27 protein-coding genes are annotated in these 21162 nt (G+C 40.7%); 22 read left to right on the top strand and 5 right to left on the bottom strand.

What is annotated here, in order from left to right:
- The first annotated feature begins 3 nt into the window (after window positions 1–3).
- From gvpA to gvpU, 11 genes are read left to right on the top strand one after another with little or no spacing between them, the layout of a single operon-like run.
- Entirely contained in the window at window positions 4–267 is a 264-nt protein-coding gene (gvpA, locus tag ACSVDE_RS07015) for a gas vesicle structural protein GvpA (RefSeq protein ID WP_439300215.1), read from the top strand.
- 58 nt (window positions 268–325) lie between these two features.
- The gene (gene gvpO, locus ACSVDE_RS07020; protein WP_439300216.1) at window positions 326–592 is read left to right on the top strand and encodes a gas vesicle protein GvpO; all 267 of its coding nucleotides are present in this window, start codon (window positions 326–328) and stop codon (window positions 590–592) included.
- 22 nt (window positions 593–614) lie between these two features.
- Entirely contained in the window at window positions 615–1526 is a 912-nt protein-coding gene (gene gvpN / locus ACSVDE_RS07025; protein WP_439300217.1) for a gas vesicle protein GvpN, read from the top strand.
- Window positions 1527–1554: 28 nt separating this feature from the next.
- Window positions 1555–2322 carry a GvpL/GvpF family gas vesicle protein gene (locus tag ACSVDE_RS07030; RefSeq protein WP_439300218.1) on the top strand — a complete coding sequence of 256 codons (768 nt, stop codon included), beginning with the start codon at window positions 1555–1557 and terminating at the stop codon, window positions 2320–2322.
- A complete protein-coding gene (locus ACSVDE_RS07035) occupies window positions 2322–2573 on the top strand; it encodes a gas vesicle protein GvpG (RefSeq protein WP_439300219.1) in 252 nt (83 codons plus the stop codon). The genes ACSVDE_RS07030 and ACSVDE_RS07035 overlap by 1 nt, the downstream gene beginning before the upstream one ends.
- Window positions 2574–2583: 10 nt before the next feature.
- The gene (locus tag ACSVDE_RS07040) at window positions 2584–3387 is read left to right on the top strand and encodes a GvpL/GvpF family gas vesicle protein (protein ID WP_439300220.1); all 804 of its coding nucleotides are present in this window, start codon (window positions 2584–2586) and stop codon (window positions 3385–3387) included.
- A 16-nt stretch (window positions 3388–3403) separates the two neighbouring features.
- Window positions 3404–3682 (top strand): gas vesicle protein, encoded by a 279-nt coding sequence (locus ACSVDE_RS07045; protein ID WP_439300221.1) that lies wholly within the window; start codon window positions 3404–3406, stop codon window positions 3680–3682.
- Entirely contained in the window at window positions 3633–3917 is a 285-nt protein-coding gene (locus tag ACSVDE_RS07050) for a gas vesicle protein K (protein ID WP_439300222.1), read from the top strand. The genes ACSVDE_RS07045 and ACSVDE_RS07050 overlap by 50 nt, the downstream gene beginning before the upstream one ends.
- A gap of 37 nt (window positions 3918–3954) precedes the next feature.
- Window positions 3955–4287, top strand: coding sequence for a gas vesicle protein GvpJ (gene gvpJ / locus ACSVDE_RS07055; RefSeq protein ID WP_439300223.1), 333 nt, complete (start codon window positions 3955–3957; stop codon window positions 4285–4287).
- A gap of 22 nt (window positions 4288–4309) precedes the next feature.
- Window positions 4310–4966 (top strand): GvpT/GvpP family gas vesicle accessory protein, encoded by a 657-nt coding sequence (gene gvpT / locus ACSVDE_RS07060; RefSeq protein WP_439300224.1) that lies wholly within the window; start codon window positions 4310–4312, stop codon window positions 4964–4966.
- Window positions 4967–4990: 24 nt separating this feature from the next.
- The gene (gene gvpU, locus ACSVDE_RS07065) at window positions 4991–5407 is read left to right on the top strand and encodes a gas vesicle accessory protein GvpU (RefSeq protein WP_439300225.1); all 417 of its coding nucleotides are present in this window, start codon (window positions 4991–4993) and stop codon (window positions 5405–5407) included.
- A gap of 372 nt (window positions 5408–5779) precedes the next feature.
- Here gvpU and ACSVDE_RS07070 read toward each other — a convergent pair whose 3' ends face one another.
- Entirely contained in the window at window positions 5780–6058 is a 279-nt protein-coding gene (locus tag ACSVDE_RS07070) for a hypothetical protein (protein ID WP_439300226.1), read from the bottom strand.
- 501 nt (window positions 6059–6559) lie between these two features.
- A complete protein-coding gene (locus ACSVDE_RS07075; protein WP_439300227.1) occupies window positions 6560–8179 on the bottom strand; it encodes an ABC-F family ATP-binding cassette domain-containing protein in 1620 nt (539 codons plus the stop codon).
- A 227-nt stretch (window positions 8180–8406) separates the two neighbouring features.
- On the opposite strand from ACSVDE_RS07075, the gene egtD reads away from it, so the two are divergent.
- The 3 genes from egtD to ACSVDE_RS07090 all read left to right on the top strand — a co-directional run bounded on the left by egtD (window position 8407) and on the right by ACSVDE_RS07090 (window position 11114).
- Complete coding sequence (gene egtD, locus ACSVDE_RS07080) at window positions 8407–9366, top strand: L-histidine N(alpha)-methyltransferase (protein ID WP_439300228.1); 960 nt, start codon at window positions 8407–8409, stop codon at window positions 9364–9366.
- Between the two features lie 154 nt (window positions 9367–9520).
- A complete protein-coding gene (locus ACSVDE_RS07085; protein ID WP_439300229.1) occupies window positions 9521–10219 on the top strand; it encodes a hypothetical protein in 699 nt (232 codons plus the stop codon).
- Window position 10220: 1 nt separating this feature from the next.
- On the top strand, window positions 10221–11114 hold the full coding sequence (locus tag ACSVDE_RS07090) for a DUF3307 domain-containing protein (RefSeq protein ID WP_439300230.1): 894 nt from the start codon (window positions 10221–10223) through the stop codon (window positions 11112–11114).
- Between the two features lie 41 nt (window positions 11115–11155).
- On the opposite strand, the gene ACSVDE_RS07095 is transcribed toward ACSVDE_RS07090, so the two are convergent.
- Window positions 11156–11662, bottom strand: coding sequence for a DoxX family protein (locus ACSVDE_RS07095; RefSeq protein ID WP_439300231.1), 507 nt, complete (start codon window positions 11660–11662; stop codon window positions 11156–11158).
- A gap of 213 nt (window positions 11663–11875) precedes the next feature.
- On the opposite strand from ACSVDE_RS07095, the gene ACSVDE_RS07100 reads away from it, so the two are divergent.
- Window positions 11876–12067 (top strand): hypothetical protein, encoded by a 192-nt coding sequence (locus ACSVDE_RS07100; RefSeq protein WP_439300232.1) that lies wholly within the window; start codon window positions 11876–11878, stop codon window positions 12065–12067.
- 52 nt (window positions 12068–12119) lie between these two features.
- Here the strand turns inward: ACSVDE_RS07100 and ACSVDE_RS07105 are convergent, their stop codons facing one another.
- Together ACSVDE_RS07105 and proC are read right to left on the bottom strand one after the other, a co-directional pair.
- Entirely contained in the window at window positions 12120–12497 is a 378-nt protein-coding gene (locus tag ACSVDE_RS07105; protein ID WP_439300233.1) for a PH domain-containing protein, read from the bottom strand.
- Window positions 12498–12555: 58 nt separating this feature from the next.
- A complete protein-coding gene (gene proC / locus ACSVDE_RS07110) occupies window positions 12556–13383 on the bottom strand; it encodes a pyrroline-5-carboxylate reductase (RefSeq protein ID WP_439300234.1) in 828 nt (275 codons plus the stop codon).
- Window positions 13384–13481: 98 nt separating this feature from the next.
- Between proC and ACSVDE_RS07115 the strand changes: the two genes are divergently transcribed.
- From ACSVDE_RS07115 to ACSVDE_RS07145, 7 genes are all read left to right on the top strand, one after another.
- Entirely contained in the window at window positions 13482–15641 is a 2160-nt protein-coding gene (locus tag ACSVDE_RS07115; RefSeq protein WP_439300235.1) for a beta-propeller domain-containing protein, read from the top strand.
- An 80-nt stretch (window positions 15642–15721) separates the two neighbouring features.
- Window positions 15722–16156, top strand: coding sequence for a DUF4395 domain-containing protein (locus ACSVDE_RS07120; protein WP_439300236.1), 435 nt, complete (start codon window positions 15722–15724; stop codon window positions 16154–16156).
- 93 nt (window positions 16157–16249) lie between these two features.
- Window positions 16250–16771: a DinB family protein gene (locus tag ACSVDE_RS07125; protein WP_439300237.1), complete on the top strand. Its 522-nt coding sequence runs from the start codon at window positions 16250–16252 to the stop codon at window positions 16769–16771.
- A 249-nt stretch (window positions 16772–17020) separates the two neighbouring features.
- Entirely contained in the window at window positions 17021–18436 is a 1416-nt protein-coding gene (locus tag ACSVDE_RS07130) for an alanine/glycine:cation symporter family protein (protein WP_439300238.1), read from the top strand.
- A 116-nt stretch (window positions 18437–18552) separates the two neighbouring features.
- A complete protein-coding gene (locus ACSVDE_RS07135; protein ID WP_439300239.1) occupies window positions 18553–19203 on the top strand; it encodes a methanogen output domain 1-containing protein in 651 nt (216 codons plus the stop codon).
- 422 nt (window positions 19204–19625) lie between these two features.
- A complete protein-coding gene (locus tag ACSVDE_RS07140; RefSeq protein WP_226548824.1) occupies window positions 19626–19826 on the top strand; it encodes a hypothetical protein in 201 nt (66 codons plus the stop codon).
- A 105-nt stretch (window positions 19827–19931) separates the two neighbouring features.
- Window positions 19932–21110, top strand: coding sequence for an acyl-CoA dehydrogenase family protein (locus tag ACSVDE_RS07145; protein ID WP_439300240.1), 1179 nt, complete (start codon window positions 19932–19934; stop codon window positions 21108–21110).
- The last annotated feature ends 52 nt before the right edge of the window (window positions 21111–21162 follow it).

Here is a 21162-nt window from a genome sequence, read left to right on the forward strand (position 1 = left end):
ATCATGTCTGTTCAAAAAACGACGGATAGCTCAAGTTTGGCAGAGGTAATCGATCGGATACTCGATAAAGGAATCGTCATTGACGCATTTGCACGGGTCTCTGTCGTAGGAATCGAGATTCTTACAGTGGAAGCACGTGTGGTCATTGCAAGCGTAGACACCTGGCTTCGATATGCAGAAGCAGTGGGACTTTTACGTGATGGAGTTGAAGAAGAAGGACTACCTTCTCAAAGCAATGAAAGAAGAAGTGCACAATTCAGTGTATAGGGAAATGGGGCTTCATTAAAGCCCCTGCTCCTACCATCAGATTGAAGTGGAGGCGGCTATGGAAATCAAACAAATCATGAATAATGTTGCAGAATTCTTCAATGAACATGTGGCCCCGCCGCATAAAATTACTTCTGTTGAAGCGCGGGAAGATGAAGGTTGGAGTGTCACCATAGAAGTGATCGAGGAAAAAGAGTATATGAAGAAATACGCAAAAGACGAAATGGTCGGTACTTATGAAGTGCTGGTCAACAAAAATAAAGAGGTCACTTCTTTCAAACGGCAAGATATAAGATATCGAAGCGCACTCCATGTTGAAGTCTAAAGGAGAGCAGTAGGAGGCTTCAATGGCTGAATTGAGAGAAAAAAGAATGAAAGATTCAAGGGCTTTGATAGAGGACCAAGAAATGACACATCTCCTATACCGATCCTTACAATACTTGAAAGCTGGGTATCCAGTACATTTCACAGGTCCGACGGGTTCGGGTAAAACCTCCCTCGCTCTAGCCCTTGCTAAGAAAAGAAAAAGACCTGTGATGCTCATTCACGGTAATCATGAGCTCGATAATAAAGACTTGATTGGAGATTTTACGGGATATACAAGCAAAAAAGTGGTCGACCAATATGTCCGTTCCGTTTATAAAAAGGATGAAAGCGTTACTGAAACATGGAGGGATGGACGACTCCTAGAAGCGGTCAAAAATGGATACACCCTTGTGTATGATGAGTTCACTCGGTCTCGACCGACGACGAATAATCTATTTTTATCCATATTGGAAGAAGGGGTTCTACCGCTATACGGATCGAAAACGACAGAACCTTTTGTGAAGGTCCATCCTGATTTCTCGGTGATCTTTACAAGCAACCCCGGGGAATATGCAGGGGTATTCAATAGCCCCGATGCTTTATTCGACCGGATGATCACGTTATTCGTCGAGTACAAAAGCAAAGAGAAAGAAGCAGAAATCGTTTCTGAAAAGCTAGGTATGGATTTAGAAGATGCAGAAGCGATTACAAACTTGGTCTCCTTATTAAGAGAACAAGGCACAGTAGATTGGAATGGACCTAGTTTAAGATCATCATTAATGATTGCCAGAATTGCGATGGAAGATGATATCCCTATTGAAGGGCAGAACGAGGAATTCCAACAACTCTGTATCGATATACTTGCTTATCCATTGAGTCAGTCAGCTACAGAAGAGGGGATCACATCATCAGAAGCATCGAAACGGGTCATCCAAGCATGTGAGAAGTTATAATGAAAAGTCGGTATAGGGAGTGAGTCATTTGGATCGTCAAGACAAGATGGGAATCTATTTGTTTTGTGGAATACAGACCGATCAAGAAGATGAATTCGGAATCGTTGAAATGGATGGAAGAGAATACGAGATTTTCACCATCCGCTATAAAGATGCTGCGATGGTCGTAGCTCAAGTGCCATTGAAAATCTACCATCCTAATAAAGAGAATTTGATGTTTCATCAAAATACCATTTCTGAAGTGATGAATCGGAAGGACACCGTCATACCGATCAGTTTCGGTAATGTTTTCAAGAGTGTAGAGGATGTAGAAGTTCTCCTTAAAAACCTGTATCCGCAATTCGAACAACTTTTCCCAAAGATAAAAGGCAAAATGGAGCTCGGTTTGAAAGTCATCGGCAAAAAAGAATGGCTCGAATCAAGAGTCAACGAACATCCAGAGATGATGAAAAAAGCCAACTCTGTAAAAGGGAAGTCAGAAGCTGCAAGCTATTATGATCGTATCCAATTAGGGGGCTTTGCCCAGAAGATGGTTTCTCAAATTCAAGGTGAAATAAAATCCGAAGTGTATCAGCCTCTTGAAGAAACAGCGGAAGCTGCGGTAGCGAATGATCCCCTTGGTGAAAAGATGCTCCTGAACGCATCATTTCTGATTGACAGAAAACAAGAGGAAGACTTTGATGCAAAAGTGAATGAAGCACATGAAAAATGGAAAGACAAAGTTGATTTCAAATATACAGGACCCTGGCCTGTATATAATTTCGTCAATATCCGTTTGAGTGTGGAGGAAGGCTGATGCTTCATAAATTAGTAACTGCACCAATGAATGCCGTCGTCAAAGTCGGTGAAAAGGTGAAAGAGGAAGTGGACAAGGAATTATACGACTTGAATACCATTCAACAAAAGCTGATTCAATTGCAGATGATGTATGAGCTCGAAGAAATTCCAGAAGAAGTTTTTAAAGAAAAGGAAGAGATCCTGTTGCAACGCTATGAAATCGCAAAGCTGAGAGAGTTGGAGCAGTGGGAAGAATTGACCAAGAAATGAGGGATGAAAGATGGAGTATCTAAGCTATTTATATGGATTTATACCTACTTCTAAACGACACCAGAATCACCTTCCATCTTTACAAGGATTTGATGGTGAGACAGAGCTTTATATGATTGAAGACCGTCAAATTACAGCAATCTTATGTGCGCTGGATCCTGATGATTACTCAGAAGAGATCATCAAATCGAAAATCGATCAGGACATGGAATGGTTGAAATCGAAAGCTTTCCATCATCATGAGACCTTGATTTCCTTGTATAAGGTGTACCCGGATATCATCCCCTCTTCCTTTTGTACGATTTATGAGTCAGAGCAAAATGTAAAGAAAACGATCCGCGAAAATGAAGATAAACTGATGGACATTTTCGACTCATTGGATGGGAATCAGGAATGGAACCTCAAAATCTACTTGGACGAGAAAAAGTGGAAAGGTCAAGGTGATTCTCCAGCCGTGGAAGAGATGAGACGAAATCTTGATTCGTTGTCTCCCGGTAAGCGATTTTTCGAGAAGAAGAAATTAGACCAGTTGATCGAGCAAGAAATGGAGAAAGAGAAGAACACATTATGTGAGGATGTACATGACCGCTTGAAAAAGTATTCGCAGAAAGCAGAAGTTAAGCGTAATTGGAACAAGGATGTCACAGGTATGAATGAACGTATGGCTTGGAACAGTGTCTTCTTACTTCCCGACCAAACAGTCGATTCGTATCTGGAAGAAATCAAGAGTCTCCAAAAGGACTTGAATCCTCAAGGCTGGAAGTTCGAAGTATCAGGTCCTTGGCCAGCCTATCACTTTTCCGGATTGTCTTGAACAGAGGGGTGACGGGATGCATGAATCAATTGAAAACAAAGATATTGCACTGATCGATCTATTAGATGTCATTTTGGATAAAGGTGTCGCCATAAAGGGTGATATCATCATATCAGTAGCGGGAGTAGATTTGGTTTATTTAGATCTACGCGTGATGATCTCTTCGGTTGAAACCCTCGTGCAAGCAAAAGGAGATTCAACGATTACATCGGTAGAACTAGATGAACAGAGAGGTGATCTGACGAATGCAGTCAATGAATCATACGGACTCAAGAATAGAAATCGACCCGGATAATGCACAACAAGGTCTTGCCCAATTAGTGCTCACCGTCATTGAATTATTACGACAGGTTGTAGAACGGAATGCACTGAGAAGAGTAGAAGGTGGCGCGCTTTCAGAAGAACAGATCGAAGACTTGGGTGTAGCTTTGATGAATCTTGAAGAAAAGATGGAAGAACTGAAAGATCTCTTTGATCTTGATGAAGAAGACTTGAATATCGATCTCGGCCCATTAGGTCATTTGCTATAGCAACATGTGTCTGAACGGGACCAAGGAGGGATGAGAGATGTCTGTTGAACATCCTGTGCAATCACATTCAATCGTAGATGTTTTGGAAAAGGTGCTGGACAAGGGTGTCGTCATTGCAGGAGATATCCGAGTCGGATTAGCGGATGTGGAATTATTGTCCATCAAGATTCGCCTCATCATAGCATCAGTCGATAAAGCAAAGGAAATCGGCATGGATTGGTGGGAAAACGATCCTTACTTAAGCTCTAAAGCTTCAGAAAAACATACACAAGCATTACAAGAAGAGAATGAAGAATTGAAAAGCCGTTTAGAACAGCTTGAACATAAGTTGGATGATACCAATCGCTGGAATGCGAAGGAAAATGAATGATCAATAAGAGGAGGCGTCAAATATGGGAGAAGAAAAAAAGTCATCTACTAATAATGAATCCGGTAAACCACTATCAAGGACAGTAGCTGGTGGTATTCTTGGTGCAGCTCTAGGATACTTTGCTACACCTGAAAATGGCAAGAAAATGTTGCAGAGGATCGACAAGGAAGCGATCAAAAATAGAGGTATGGTTTTGGGTCGCTCGGCAAAAGAGAAATCCATGTCAGCGTTCAACTCTGTAAAAACGTCCACTACAGACTTCATAAACCGTAGGCGTAATGCGAATGCAGAAGGTGCTGAAACAGAAGTAGGAGCGACTACTGAACAAGTAGACACTGAAGAGATAGAAGAACTGAGAAATGAAAATCAGAAACTACAGGAAAAGCTCGATTCATTAGAAGAGAAGATCAATCAGTTGCTCGACAAAGAGTTAGATGAAAAGAAGGAAGACGAAGAATCATCGGATGAGTCGAAAGCGAAAAAGAAAACGACAAACAGTAAAAGTAAAAAGCAGACTGAAAATCAGGACGATGAAGAAGACGATGACGATAAGGATGGCAAAAAGAGTAAATCAACGAACAATAAAAGTAACAACAACTCCACTAGCTCCAAAAATTCGACTAAAAAGAAAGAGGATGACGATACTGCATTGACGAGCGATGATGATACGTCATCTTGAGCAAATCATAAGGGAGTGATCTCAATGAGTTCGGAAAAAGTAACCGACAAAGACAACGTTCTTGAATATTTCGTAAAAGCATCCAATACAGGGGACTTATCACTTGATATCACCTTGAATGTCAATGGGGCAGTCGTTTCTGGCACGATGATCTCTGCAAAAGAATATTTCGAAGCGCTCAGCGGAAAGCTTGAGAACGGCAATGACATCTCTCAGAAACTGAGTGAAGAATTAGCTGCCGCGAGTGAAGCGACAGATGAATATAATGATGCTGAAGCAAATTTCATCCATTTGAAAAATACTCGCGTTTACTGTGGTGACAGCAAACCGACTCCTTCTAAAGGAAAGATTTTATGGAGAGGAAAGTTGGATCAAATCGACGGTTTCTTCCTAGGTAAAATATCGGAATCAAAAAGCAGTTCAGAAAAGAAATCATCATGATTACGATGATGAAAACGACGGGCAATCCGTCGTTTTTTGATTTCAGAAAAAAATCCCCTTTTTAGAAAGGGGATAGGATGTTCGGGTTGCATTAACCGATTACGTGGCTTGCCATTCCAAGAAACGAACCTGCGAAGATGCTTACGATTACCAGGCGCTTGCGGAACAAGGGGAACCCTCCAAACATAATAATTTTCGGTGGCTAATTGTAAAAGGGTGTACAGTATTGTTCTTCCTTTTGCCATAAATTTTAAACCTCTTCAAAAAGCTGGTAAATGACAAGTTGCTTATCTGTAGGACTTGTAACATATAAGCTGAGCTTATGAGAAATCAAATAAAAAAGGTTGATACACATCGTATCAACCTTGACGATTATTCAACCGCAACATTTCCGCATTCCTTACAGTCTATTTGTTCCATATGGATGTTTTTCTCTTTGAAAAACTCTTGCACCCGCTCATTTGAGAGTAACTGAGTCACGATAAAGTTATGTCGATCCGGATCTTTCAACAATTCCTGATCATAGGTTTGAAGATTCCAGCGTTTCTCTTCAACGGACCAATTCATAATCATCGTATATAATCTTCCATTATAAACGAATGCAAAGCGTACTTCATCATTTTGGAAAGAGCGGATTACGATAGATTCCATAGGATTACCTACTTTCTAAAAAGGAATAAGAAATGAGTGGTTTGACGTCAATTGGATCAAATAGGAGAGAACTTGTCATCACCAAGCGCAGTTTAAAGCGTAGAATGCTTAAGAAATGTAATAAGAACCGTACAGTTATCTTATTATCATTATAAAGGAGAATAACGGAGAAATATATGATTCTTGTGAAAAATTCCTATTATTTTAAAAAAACAGCCATTTTTTCCTATACAACTTGACGAACAAGGTGCCGAAGTCACAATCGTGTGGTTGAGAAGGGGCTGGGATGTGAAAGGTGGGGACTTGTTTTAGAAATTTGGATGGATGTTTTAGAAAAAGTGAAGCTGGTTTTGGAAAAACGGACGTTGGTTTTGTAAAAGAGAGCTCGGGTTTTAGAATTTGGCAGGTAGGTTTTAGAAATCAGGACAATCTTACTACCACAACCCGCACCCAACACCATAGAAAAAAGCTGCACAAAGTTTATTTGTGCAGCCTCAATACTTAAGCATACATTTTTTCAAGTTGCTGTTGGATTTCTTTGTTTTCAAGGTATTCGTCGTATGCCATTTCCTTATCCATGATTCCATGATCGGTAATCTCGATAATGCGGTTTGCAATGGTTTGTACGAATTGGTGGTCATGAGATGCGAATAGCATCGAACCTTTGAACTTGATCAGACCATTGTTCAAAGCCGTGATGGATTCGAGGTCCAAGTGGTTCGTCGGCTCGTCGAGCAATAGCACATTCGCATGACTCAGCATCATCTTCGATAGCATACAGCGTACTTTTTCTCCCCCAGACAGGACACTTGCTTTCTTCTTGACCTCATCGCCGGAGAAGAGCATACGGCCTAAGAAACCGCGCAGGAACGTATCACTGTCATCCTCAGGGGAGTATTGACGGAGCCAATCCACAAGGTTGAGTTCGCATCCTTCAAAATACTCTGAGTTGTCTTTCGGGAAGTAAGCTTGAGAAGTCGTGACACCCCACTTGAATGAGCCGCTGTCTGGTTCCATCTCACCCATGAGTATCTTCATGAGCGTCGTTTTGGCAATTTCATTTTTACCGACTAGGGCAATCTTGTCATCCTTGTTCATGACAAAGCTGACATTGTCCAATACTTTCTCACCATTGATTGTTTTCGTGAGACCTTCGACTCTTAGAAGATCGTTACCGATTTCTCGTGCAGGTGAAAATCCTACGAATGGATAACGTCGGGAAGATGGTTTGATGTCATCAAGCGTGATTTTATCAAGCAACTTCTTACGAGAAGTGGCCTGCTTGGATTTCGAAGCGTTCGCACTGAACCGCGCAATGAACTTCTCCAATTCTTTGATCTTTTCTTCTTTCTTTTTGTTTTGCTCGGACGCCATCTTTTGAGCAAGTTGACTGGACTCATACCAGAAGTCATAGTTACCGACATAAATTTGAATTTTTCCAAAGTCCAGGTCGGCAATATGCGTACATACTTTATTCAAGAAGTGACGGTCATGGGATACAACGATGACTGTGTTCTCGAAGTTGATCAGGAATTCTTCCAGCCAATGAGTCGCTTTCAAGTCAAGACCGTTCGTCGGCTCATCCAGTAGAAGGATGTCAGGATTTCCGAATAGAGCTTGAGCAAGAAGAACCTTAACCTTTTGGGAACCTGTCAGGTCTGCCATTTTCTTCGTATGAAGTTCTTCTTCAATACCAAGACCTTTCAAAAGGACAGCTGCGTTGGATTCTGCTTCCCAACCATTTAGTTCCGCGAATTCTCCTTCTAGTTCAGCAGCCTTAATTCCATCTTCTTCAGAGAAATCCGGTTTTGCATAAATTGCGTCCTTCTCTTGTATGATTTCATAAAGGCGTTCGTGCCCCATGATGACCGTATTCATCACTTCGTATTCTTCGTACTCGAAGTGGTCCTGTTTCAATACAGCCAAGCGTTGGCCAGGTGGGACATGAACATCACCATTTTGTGGTTCAACTTCTCCAGAAAGAATTTTAAGGAAGGTCGATTTACCGGCACCGTTTGCCCCGATCAATCCATAACAATTCCCAGGAGTAAATTTTATATTGACGTCTTCAAAGAGTTTGCGATCGGCAAATCGCAAACCTACATTTGTAACAGTAATCATTTTTTACATTCCTCCATAATTCAGCTACGAAGGAATTATATCACGTTCTTGCTTTGAGAGCGAGATGATCGCTATTTCTTTGACACATATGCCAAGAAATCAACAATTGGTAAGGGACAGGTTTTGAATGGTCAGAAATGTATGAAATCTCAAGACTATTCACATGCCTTCCAAAAACCCAAGTGCTAATATAGGAATACAAAGATAAATTCATGATGGAGGCCAAAATGAAAAACGTTGAAGTTTTGGATTTTCAACCGAAATTGATGGATTTTAAAGAAGAGATTGTAATGGGACTGAGAAAGGATCCCAAACAGACTGATCCGAAGCTTTTGTATGATGAAGCAGGTTCACAACTGTTTGAACAGATTACAGTATTACCGGAATACTACCCTACTCGAACCGAATTGAAGATCATGAAGGAGTATAGCTGTTTGATATCCGAGATGATAGGAAAGGACACTTCAATACTAGAGTTTGGAAGCGGGAGTCATACGAAGATCAGTCTATTGCTGGAAAATTTACAGGAGCCAGCAGCTTACATTCCAGTAGATATTTCAAAATCCATCCTAGAGGAATCGGTCAACCATCTTTCTCATAGGTTTCCCAAACTGATGATCAAAGGCATTTGTACGGATTATACAAAACCGTTCCAGCTACCGATTGAAGTAAGGAAGGCCAAGAAAAGAGTTGTCTTTTTTCCCGGATCCACATATGGCAATTTCGAACCACTCGTAGGGCAAAATTTTTTGAAGCGGACATCAAAACTTCTCCAGAAAGGAGATGGACTACTGATTGGTGTTGATACAAAAAAAGAGCTGCCAATATTGGAAGATGCATACAATGACAGCCAAAATGTTACAGCTGAGTTTAATTTGAACCTACTGAAAAGAATCAATAGGGAGCATTCTGCTGACTTTAAGCTAGACACCTTTCGCCACCATGCATTTTATAATGAAGAAATCGGTCGAATTGAAATGCATTTGATCAGTACGGTTGATCAAAAAGTGTCCATTGATGAAGACATTTTTCACTTCAGAGAAGGTGAATCAATCCACACAGAAAATTCCTACAAATATGAACCTGAGGAATTCAAAAAAATCACAGAGCAATGTGGGTTCAAGAGAGAAGCAGTATGGTTGGACGAAAAGGGACATTTCAGCATTCATTACTTCACTGTCAAATAGCACTACAACGGAGGATTCTTGCTCAATCAGAATCCTCTTTTTTAATTACTCCGATATTCCTATTGTATATTGGTTATAGTTTGTTATAGTTGTTATAATTACATCAACTAAATAGATATTGATGAAAAAACATCAACTATAGGTGGTGAGTTTTATGGGAATAGCGAGTATGTGTATCGCAGTAGATGTTAAAGACTCTCGGAAGAAAGATAAAGAACAGCTTCGATTAGCATTACTGCGGTGCGCTGAATACATCAATGATCGACATCGAGATGACGTTCTCGTGCCATTTGACGTGCGCAACGGAGATGAGTTACTTGGTGTGATTGAAAGTTTCCGTACTGGATTCCAGGTTTCTCGATGGCTTGAAGAATTCCTGTCCAAAGAAGGAATTGATCTGTATATCGGCATCGGACTCGGAGTTCTTGATACACAAGACTCGACGATACACACGATGAACGGGTCTGCTGTCCTGAATGCACTTGATGCTCGGGATCGGTATTTGAAGGACAAGCATCAAGAGATCAAGCCATGGATCATCGAAACGAAACGTTCCACAGTCTTTTTTTACTCAAAGAAGTTCCCTTATCAAGCATTGAATGCCCTCAATTATGCTATTACTGAAAAGAAGATCGGTCGCAGTGAAAAGCAAAAGGAAGTCATTGGCTTACTTGAAACGCATCCTGATGCTACCTATGAGCAAATTGGTCAGCAGCTTGGATATAAATCTGCAAAATCGACCGTTTCCTATCTATTATCTAGAGCTCAATACCATACAGTCATTGAAATGGAGAATAGCCTTATGGCGTTATTAGGGGACATGCAAGACAGAATGAAGAGCGAGGAGAGATAAAGTGTTCCAATTTCTCTTAGTCATTCTTTTCACTCACTTTTTGGCAGATTTCGTTTTACAGACGAATCGGATCATCCGACTGAAAAAGGACCATTTGCATAAAGGTTTAGGATTACATGTATTGATACATTTCGTGGTCATGTTGATAGGTACTGTAATTTACTTCACCTGGGGCGAAACGAATCCTACTACCCTTATTGTTAGTATTTGTGGTGTTTTAATTTCAATAGCTCTTACGCACTATGCTGTGGATTGGTTGAAGGAATGGATCAATCGGCAGCATGATAGGGTGGGTATTCGAGCGAGCTTATTCATACTCGATCAATTCGTTCACGTCACGTTCATACTCCTATTTTTCAATCTTTTTGGATTGTCTTCCTATTCATGGATTGAGCTGAATAATGCACTATTGACATTTTTATTTGATGGAGTAGAAGTAACGGATTTATCGAAGTTGCTCATGATTGGAGTCATCCTCATCCTAGCAACAGAAGGAGCCGGGTATTTCTTAGGTATCGTATTGAGGGATCTTGGTCCCAACCCGACATTGCAAAAAAATATGTACAGTATTACCGATGAAAAAACAGAAATCAAAACCTTTTTCAATGAAAAAGGGGAAGAAGTGAATGAAGTTACGACTATTCGTACCGATCAATATTATAAAGATTCTCCAAAACAGATCGGACGTTATATAGGCATGATTGAACGAGTGTTGATCATGATCTTCATCGTCCAAGGTATTCCACACGGGATGACATTCTTAATTGCTGTAAAATCCTTGACCCGTTTCAAACAATTTGAAAGCAAATCCTTCGCGGAATACTATTTGATCGGAAGTTTATTAAGTGCTGGGATCGGGATTGTTCTAGGCTATGGAATCCTTAGAATACTATAAAAAAGAGGGTGACTGGATCGTTTCCGTCACCCTCATATCTTTTAATTGTCATATGCCGGATCCTTCGGCTGTGAACTTTCAGTAGTTGTACGAGCTTTTTTCGAAATCCAGCGATCCATTCCGAAATGAGCAGCATTATACCCTGCAATCAGAACGAGGAACCCCATAATCACCATAGATGGATTCTGACCAGCAGATCCTGAAAAGATATAAGAAAAATTCATGATAAGCCCCATTAATACTGAAAAACTGGTGAATACGCCAAGTATTAAGGCAACTCCAACCAAAAATTCACCCCATGGAACCATGAAGTTGATGATTGAAACATTCGGTAAAGCAACATTTTCAATAAAAGATGCCCACCACCCAGAGACAGCAGGGTGTTCGCCTTCCGCTTTTGACAAAGCCCCTTTCAAATAGCCAGTTGCATCAAATGAACCCGTTATCTTTCCCCAACTTGCTTGCAACCATATAAATCCTAAGTAAACGCGGATTAAGGTCAAACCATAACTTGCATAGACGTTACGCCTAATAAAAGACAAAAACATGTAAAAACCTCCTGTGTTTTTCCTTAAGGAAACATTTTAGCGCTAATACACATTATAGACTTCGTTTTTGCATTAGGGCAACAAATAGAAAGATAAATGGTTCGAATTCCTTATGGATATGGTGGTTTCTGTCAATAGTACGATTGGCGCATAATTTCAATCAACAGTAAAAACCTAATAATGTTCTTTACTGACAGCAAAGGAGGACTGAAAATGTCTCATAAACGAAATGATGGACAACGTGCAGTGGAGCGAGCTGCAAAGAATATTAAGGACGGCGCTGATACCGCTTTTGACAGTGTTCAAAATGCGGTGGAAGCTACAGAAAGTGCCGCAATGAATGCTGTAGACAAAACAGCAGATGCACTTAATAAACAAATAGAGCGAAACAAAGATCGTTACTAATTTGAAACATAAAAAAATGACCGGAAATTCGTTTCCGGTCATCCTTTATTCATCAGGCATTCACATAAGTGGCAAGTGCCCGTTGGACATCAAATATACTGTTGTCTTTACGGAATTGTTTTGAAATCGGTTGTGCAGTACTCGAAATATAAATTTTCAACTCTGCATCCATATCGAATGTTCCGGCGGTTTCTACACTGTAATGCGTAATACTTCTATAGGGTACAGAATGATATTCCACCTTTTTACCTGTCATACCTTGTTTATCAATCAAAATCAATCGTTTGTTTGTGAATACAATCATGTCACGGATGATTTTGAATGCTTTTTCGACGCGTTCACCTTCCGTTACAATCTGTTCGAGGTCTTTAGCGACTGCATTCAGATCTGCCTCTGATGCATTGCCCATCAAACCATCTAAAATGCCCATTTGAAATCCCTCCTTATACATTACCTATACCATTCGAGATTTGAGCAGAATTTCCTACCTAATGTATTTTTCTGGCATGCTCGTTTGTTGCGTATACGGCTTGTTTCAAGACTTTTTTCAAATCAGATTGCTCCAAAACCTCGACACCAGCTGCTGTTGAACCTCCCGGTGTCGTTACTTGATCCCTTAACTCTACTGCGGGTGTATTAGTCTCCAGCATTGCAGCTGAACCGCTGATCATTTTCGTAACTAACCGCTGTGCTTGTTCATCTGTGAGACCATAAGCTTGGGCGGCTTCTTCCAACGCTTCAGTAACCAGATAAAGGAAAGCAGGAGCGCTACCGGTTATAGCTGTCAAATCATGTACCTGTTGTTCTGTCAGTTCTTCATAGTCACCAATTGAGTCCAAAATATGTTCGATGATTTTTCGGTGTGTCTGATCCACATGCCTACCACATGTATAAGTCGTCATCGATTTTTGAACGAGAGCAGCTGTGTTCGGCATCAACCAACAGACTGGTGTACCGTCGGGTAGTTGACTTTCCATATAGGTAGGGTCTATGCCAGCTGCAACGGTAAGTATGAGTTGCTCATCCAATTGACTGGACAGTTCGTGCAACAGATGTTCATGTGCCTTCGGAGGTGCAGCCAATAGAATCACGTCCGAATTGGAAACTGCTGACTTCCAATCTGTCGTAACTTCTACATCATACTTACTAGCAAATGTCTCCAAGCGTTTTTGATCAGACCTGTTTGCAACCAGGATTGTCGAAAATAGGGACTCCTCTTGACTCAGCAGACCAGATGTAACGGCCTCTGCCATCCTGCCTGCACCAATCACTAATAAACGGTATTTTTCCATGTCATCCAACCCTTCTGAATCCATCGTTATTTAAACCTACCAGAACTTCATGTTCTTGAAAAGGAAGTTTTTGTAACGGAATCTTAATGGAAAACGTCTCTAGGAAAAAGGGGGCGTTTTTTATGAAGAAATGGTGGCTGCTCGCTGGTGTAATGTTTGTCACAATATTCACCATTGCTGTCTATTATACAACCGAACTGAAGGTGCTTAATGAATGGGAAGATGGAGGGAAAATTTTGTTGCAAAATAAAAATCTGGACTTGGCATTTTCAAAAGAATTGAATGCACATTCGGTAACAGATAAAAGTGTGTATGTCACAAATGAGGATGGGGAGAAACAAGCTGTATCCATTAAGCTGAACGAAGATAACAGGTCCATTTCCATTGCATCTCCACACGAAGGTTATGACTCAGAAAGTAATTACTTCACACTCCATCTTACTGAAGACATTCAATCCGTTGGTGGAAGAAAGCTCGATGGAGAGCGCATTCAATTCGTTGTGAAAGATCGCTTACCCGTAATTGGATCAAAACAAAGACTTCAGGCCTATTTTGAAAAGAGCCATAAGAACAGTGTACATGTCATGGAAAAATCCTCAGCAGATGGTGAATCATCAATGGAAATGGCTGACAATAGCAGCAGTGGGAATTCTGATCAAAGTCATTCAACTACGAATATCCAGGTACAGGGTGTAGATGAACCGGACACGATCAAGAATGATGGTGATTTCATTTACCAATTAGTCCGTAACAAACTCCATATCACGAGAGCAAAACCTGCTGACGAATTGAAATTGATGACTACCATCCGTTTTGAGGATATGGCATTTTCTCCACACCAATTACTCCTATATGGCAATAAGCTCATCGTAATGGGTCATTCCTATCAAAGCGAAACATCCCACGAACAAAAGTCATCTGGCTCTGAGGATTCTATTGCAAGAACTGCCTTTCATAGTGTTCAAATGAAGGTATATGATGTTGAAAATGTATCCAACCCAATCTTGGAAAGGGAAGTGGAAATCGAAGGGTCCTATTTGTCTGCTCGAAGATCTCAGGAACATGTTTACTTGATTTCCCAATATCACCCTCCAGTTTGGCGTACGTTCGAAAAGGGGGATGAAAAAGTCGAACTTCGACCAAGGTTCAGAGATACGGCTATGAGCAACAAGATGAATGTCATTGATTATGATGAGATTCAGTACTTTCCTGATACAAATGAATCCCATTACACGACAATCTCTTCCATCAATATCGATAAACCGGAAAGTCCAGCATTTCACGAGACATTTCTTGGTGGAGGCGGAGAGTTGTTTATGTCCAAGGAGAACCTTTATATTGCTGTCCAAACAAATGTAGTTAATGATTCAGAATTCAGGAGAAGTTATACACCGGACACTGATGTTTATAAGTTCACCATCGAGGATGGAGAAATAGATTACAAAGCTTCCGTAACTGTTAAAGGAACGGTTCTGAACCAGTTTTCTATGGATGAATTCGAGGGGAATTTCAGAATCGCGACAACTAGTGGATTTTCAGGAGATGATCGTACACAATCCTTTAACCACTTGTTCATTTATGACGAACACTTGAACTTGATTGGAAAAGTAGAGGGATTAGCTGAGGGGGAAAGGATCTATTCTGCACGGTTCATGAATGAAAGGATCTATATTGTCACGTTCAAACAAGTGGATCCTCTCTTTGTAATTGATGCTAGTGATCCCCGGAACCCAGAAGTAAAGGGAGAGCTCAAAATTCCAGGTTTCAGTAATTATCTGCACCCTTATGATGAGGACCATATCATCGGTTTCGGTCACCACACAAAACTGGTGAACCTTAAGGGTAGTCGAGAACCGATGATTCAAACAGACGGCATAAAAATTTCGATCTTCAACGTAAAAGATATGCATGATCCAAAAGAAATTCACACCAAAATCATTGGTGGAAGCGGAACCTACTCACCTTTGAACCATGACCATAAAGCGCTCTTGTTTGAACCTTCAAAGAATTTGTTCGCTTTTCCATTACAAATGTACAATGAAAAAACGGGGGGCTACTTGTTTAACGGAGCCCACGTTTACCAGATCACGATGAAAGATGGTTTAAAGTTAATAGAAGAGATTTCACATGCGGACGTTTCAGACTTATATCAATCGCCGTGGGAACAGGAAATTCATCGATTGATCTATATCGACGATCACTTATACAGCTTTTCCAACAACAGTATCGTCACACACGAAATGAAGACATATGAGCAGATTGGTGCAATTGAAATACCATAATGCCGAGTGCTCACACTTCCCTTTCCATATGAATAAGGTTAAGATAACCATATCATTCATATAAGAAAGGTCTTATATAAATGTCTCATTCTATCCAATCCATTCCTAGACCCATCATAAGAACGAATCAATGGTTCATTTTTCTTTCCGTAGTTGTTGCTTGGTTCACCAGTTCGGAATGGGTTTTACTTTTCCCGTTGATTACTGGACTTTCCGGTTTACTATTTAAATATAATCCAGTAATGAAACTGGCACGCCACTTTCTCAAAAAGGATCATTCATCCTATATACAAGAAGATCGCGAACAACAACAATTCAATCAATTGATCGCTGTAATCTTATTGATAAGTGCGTTAATAGGAGAACGAATAGGATCAGAAACTTTGTATTACTTATCGAGTGGCATGGTCGCAGCTGCTTCCTTCATTGCCATAATGGGGTTTTGTATAGGTTGTTTCGTTCGATATCAATGGAGTCGATACCGTTATCAAAGGATCCAACGGAACAAATCATAGTAACGATCAATTACTTGAAGACTTGCCGGAATGATCGGGTAAGTCTCTTTTTTTCGTGTACAATTAACTTGTAACTTATTGGAGGTGGAGAAGATGAATTTCGATTTGAAAGAAGCAAAAGAAATATTAAGGAACACCCCAAATGTTTTGGCGTCATTGCTCTCCGGATTGTCGGAGAACTGGATCCGGACTGATGAAGGAAAGGATACATGGTCTCCATTTGATGTTGTAGGTCATCTCATAGACGGGGAACGAAGGGATTGGCTGGAAAGAGTACAGATCATTCGTTCACAAGGTGACAACTTGGAGTTTCAACCCTTTGATCGATTCGAACATCTGACTCGGAACAAAGACCGATCATTGGAAGAGTTACTTGAAGAATTCAGAAGGTTACGCGATCAGAATCTCAATGAGATCGATTCTATTTCAAACGTAGCAGAGCTTGAATTAAAAGGGATACATCCAGCGTTCGGAGAGGTATCGCTTCATCAATTACTCTCTACATGGGTCGTCCATGATCTGAATCATATCTCACAAATCACAAGAGTGATGGCAAATCGTTATACCCAGGATGTAGGACCGTGGAAAGAGTATCTACGGATTCTATCCAAATAGAAGTCATGATCCAGCATTCTAATGTTGGATTTTCCATTTTTTACACAAGATCTTCTTTACAAAAAAAATAATTTGCACACGAATAATCATGTAACAAAATGTTGTTTTATAAGGTAAAATCCGCGATATTTCGGAAGTCGAAATGTAAGAATATGCAGAAAGTTGTTGCAAATAGACAAGCTTTTATTATAATAATATTTAAGTTAAAAATTCAGAAAAAACAAAAAATGGGAAAAGGGGTTAGGTATTGTGTTAGAAAACATCGTAGGATTTTTGAATACGTATTTATGGGGGTATGTTCTGATCGCCGCTTTACTTGGGCTAGGAGTATACTTCACGGTAGCAACAAGATTCGTACAGTTCCGCTACCTCGGAGAGATGACAAGAGTATTATTTGAGAAATCAACGATTACAGATGGAAAAAGCATTTCTTCATTCAAATCTTTCTGTATCGGTGCAGCTACACGTATTGGTACAGGTAACCTTGCTGGGGTTGCCGTAGCGATCGGTCTTGGTGGTCCAGGGGCTGTATTCTGGATGTGGATCGTAGCATTAGTAGGTGGAGCAACGAGTTTTGTAGAAAGTACACTTGCTCAGGTTTACAAAATCAAGGATAAATCAGCATTCCGTGGAGGTCCTGCTTACTACATTGAAAAAGGACTCGGGAAAAGATGGCTTGGAATCATTTTTGCAGTACTAATTGCATTAACTTTCGGTCTTATTTTTAACTCGGTACAAAGTAACACGATTTCTGCTGCATATGAAAATGCATTCAACTTCAATGGTACAGTAGTTGGTATCGTCATTACGGTCCTTACTGGATTGGTCATTTTCGGTGGCGTACACCGTATCGCGAACGTATCTTCTGTAGTCGTTCCAATCATGGCTGTTCTTTATATTATCCTGGCGATTGTCGTACTCATTTTGAATGTTGGACAAATCCCAGAAATGTTCATGTTAATCATCAAGAGTGCATTCGGATTAGAACAAGCTATCGGTGGTGGAATCGGTGCCGCAATCATGAATGGTGTTAAACGTGGACTATTCTCTAACGAAGCTGGTATGGGTAGTGCGCCGAACGCAGCAGCGACTGCAAGTGTTTCCCACCCAGCAAAACAAGGGTTCATCCAAACACTTGGCGTATTCCTTGATACATTGATTGTGTGTTCTGCGACAGCGTTCATCATCCTGATGTCAGGGATCTACCAAACTGGCGATGTTGCCGGAATCCAGTTGCTTCAGGATTCTCTTGGAGATCATGTTGGTAACGCAGCTACGATCTTCATCGCAGTTGCAATCTTCTTATTTGCTTTCAGTTCAATTATCGGAAGCTACTACTATGGTGAAACGAATATCGAATTCATCAAGGAAAGCAAGCCAGCCATTTTTGTATACCGGTTAGCTACAATGGGAATGGTCATGGTCGGTGCAATGCTTCCACTCGCATTCGTTTGGAGTCTGGCAGACTTATTCATGGCATTGATGACTTTGATCAACTTGGTAGGGATTGCACTTCTTGGAAAAGTTGCCTTCAAAGTTCTTAAAGACTATGAAATGCAACGTAAAGAAGGAAAAGATCCTACGTTCGATCCAGTCAAACTCGGCATTGAAAATACAGAGTGCTGGGGAGATGGCGTCAAACAAAAGAAAGATATCGCAGGTTAATGACGAAAAAAAGGCAGGGGAACCTGCCTTTTTTTATATTAAACAATATTTTTAATATAAATATATTAGAATATTCTGTATAATAGAGGAAAAAGGTTTTGGGAAGGGAGATTACTATGTCAGAGAACCAAAGTTTCAATGCAACAATCTTTCTGTCAAAACTGGTCACACAATATGCTCACTTACACAGACGGACAGTAGGGGAACATGCAGAGGAGTATATCAAACAATTAGGGATAAAAACCGGGGAGTGGATCGAATCATTCTATTGTAATCCAGAAGATGATTGGACAGTTGATCGATATGCTGAAGTGATTGTCGATTTAAAGAATTCGATTGGGGGGCATTTCCGCATATCTGAGATCAATGAGGATTATGCTGTCGTCAAAGCTACTGGATGTCCTTTCGGGGAAATTGTTCAAGATGCACCACACCTCTGTATGATGACTTCTAGCGTCTTTGGAGGGATTGCAGCCCGTAAGATGGGTTTTGGACAGGTACATTTGAAGAAACGGATTGCAATGGGGGATCCCGGTTGCGAAGTTGTGATTTACTTTAAGCCTGCTCCTAAAGAGGACGGAATTGTATATGATAACCTACCTATGTCCCCTTCTAATGGGAATCCATTCATTTGGGAAGAAGAGACGATACAGTATTTGAATGATGAAATGCAAAAAAGTGATGAGATGATTCTGTCTTTACTCGACGAATTAGAGAACCTGAAGGCTGAAGTTGAATTATTACGGAATCGAGAAGGAGTAAAATGACTATTTTTATTGTCGAACAATAAGAAGTTTGGGCGAAGGGGTATCATTAATGACTAACAACCCTCATACTTGATTTAACAACATTCGTGCTTAGGGATTAGGGCCACGTACATGATTTTGTTGAATCCATGTTCGGAGGGAGTTGTTAGAGGTGTTGAACGTTGATCCAAGTAGTTCTTCCATAAGGAAATGTATGACTCACCTGGAGGTTTTAGGGGTAGAACCGAAAATTCGCCAACTTGTTTCCATGTATCTAGAAATGGCCTATCAAGAGGGATTGGCTGAAAATTTGAAAGAACCAGTGAATAAATAAACTCTAGAAATCTTTTGGATGTAAGTTGTCCAGGGATTTTTTTTGTATCAACATATAATGATGCTGAGTCTGGAGATACTAGAATAAAAATAGTTTGAGGAGTGTCTCCATGAACCTTAAAGATGGCACGATTTATCAGATTACAGATCCAGGTTCCGTCAACTTCAATTCAGCTACAACATTGAAAATCACATCTCATTTCCGGAATGTGGTCTCATTTAATCTAGGGGATCAACAAGGGTATGGATCCATGCCTGTCCAGCATCTGAAGTATCTAGTAAAAAGAAATTGCCTCCGTGAGAGTAAATAGGGCCAGAAAAGGCCCTTTCTTTCTGTGTAGAAAGCATCACAGTTGAATAAATTCCGACAGGTTTAGTATGCTTTATACAATTGAATGAGTTGGAGTGGTTTTCAGATGTGGAAAATGGATGAGCCTTTTGTTAAAACAGATCGACAGAAAGCACTGTACTCGTTAGCCAAGTCTGTGTCGGATAAAGTGAAAAAAAGAGCGAAGGAGACCGACAGGGAAGGAACATTCTCCCTTGAAAATTTAAATGATCTCAAACAATCTGGCTACATAACACTAACCCTACCTGAAGAGATTGGAGGCAAGAACGCTTCCTTATATGAATTTCTCCTATCACAGGAAAAACTGGCGGAAGGAGATCCTTCCGTTGCACTATCTATAGGCTGGCACCTTGGTATTGTGATGGAACTTCGAGATGAACAATTATGGACGGATGACATGTTCAACTGGTTAGGATCACAAATAATAGACAAACACAAAATCATTAACCGTGCGGCGACAGAGCCTGCTACTGGTAGTCCTACCCGTGGGGGCATCCCTGAAACGAATGCGACGAAAACAGAAGATGGCTATATACTGAATGGGAGAAAATCCTTTACCTCCATGGCAGATGTGCTAGATTATTATATCGTTTCAGCCTCTATAGAAGATACAAAAGAAATAGGATGGTTTCTCGTAGAAAGAAATCAGAAAGGGGTAGAAATCGAGCATACGTGGGACACATTAGGAATGAGAGGAACAGCAAGTGATGATTTAGTGCTGAATACTGTACATGTAGCTGGAAGCAGGATGGTTGAGACGAAGAAGCCTAATCCAGAGAAATCCATCCCAAAAGGCTGGTTGCTCCATATACCCGCTTGTTACCTTGGTATAGCACTGGCAGCAAGAAACGATGCCATCGAATTCGCACAAACCTATCAACCGAACAGCCTGAACAAGCCCATATCTGAAGTTCCTCATATACAAGAAAAGATTGGGAAGATGGACCTTGCCTTATTAAATGCTCGTTACTTCATGTACGCCGTTGCTGAAAAATGGGATGCACAACCTGATAAGCGAAGTGAATTAGGGCCAGATCTTGCTGCGGTAAAGACAATCGCAACCAATACGGCAAATGATGTAGTTGACCTCGCCATGCGGATTGTCGGTGGAAGGGGGCTCTCGAAATCCTCTAGCTTCGAACGGTATTATCGGGATGTTCGTGCCGGTTTACACAATCCACCAATGGATGATGCTGTCATACAGACACTTGCACGTCGAGCACTGCATGGGGGAAACGGTGAATAGTCACGTTACAGACTCCTGTTAAGGAGTCTTTTTTAGTGGAGATTTGAAAAAG

Source organism: Pseudalkalibacillus sp. Hm43 (assembly GCF_051842935.1).
Lineage (GTDB): Bacteria > Bacillota > Bacilli > Bacillales > Fictibacillaceae > Pseudalkalibacillus.